This window comes from Pseudomonas sp. PS01300, from assembly GCF_029960155.1.
Lineage (GTDB): Bacteria > Pseudomonadota > Gammaproteobacteria > Pseudomonadales > Pseudomonadaceae > Aquipseudomonas > Aquipseudomonas palmensis.
Genome location: NZ_JASCPN010000167.1, coordinates 1 through 281, shown reverse-complemented (window position 1 = coordinate 281; position 281 = coordinate 1). Strand labels below are relative to the sequence as shown.

Here is a 281-nt window from a genome sequence, read left to right as displayed (position 1 = left end):
GCCATCAACATCAGCCTCAACACCCTGGTGGCAGCCGCCTCGGACCTGCTCTCGCACGTGGTGCGGCTCAAGCACAGCGACAGCCGCGAAGACCTCGACGCCCTCAACCAGCCCCTCACCCCTGGCATCAAGCTGTTCGAGGCCCATGCGCTGCACAACGGCGCCGAGCCCAGCCAGGTGATGACCGCGCGCTACGTGCTGGGCTCGGTGCTCGACGAGGCCGTGGTCACCACCTCCTGGGGCAACGAGAGCGAGTGGGCGCAGATGAGCCCGCTCAGCAC

General features: G+C 68.0%; 1 protein-coding gene. It reads left to right on the top strand.

The window, feature by feature from the left end:
• A partial coding sequence (icmH, locus tag QMX96_RS26815) for a type IVB secretion system protein IcmH/DotU (RefSeq protein WP_282362738.1) occupies positions 1-281 on the top strand: 281 nt, incomplete at both ends.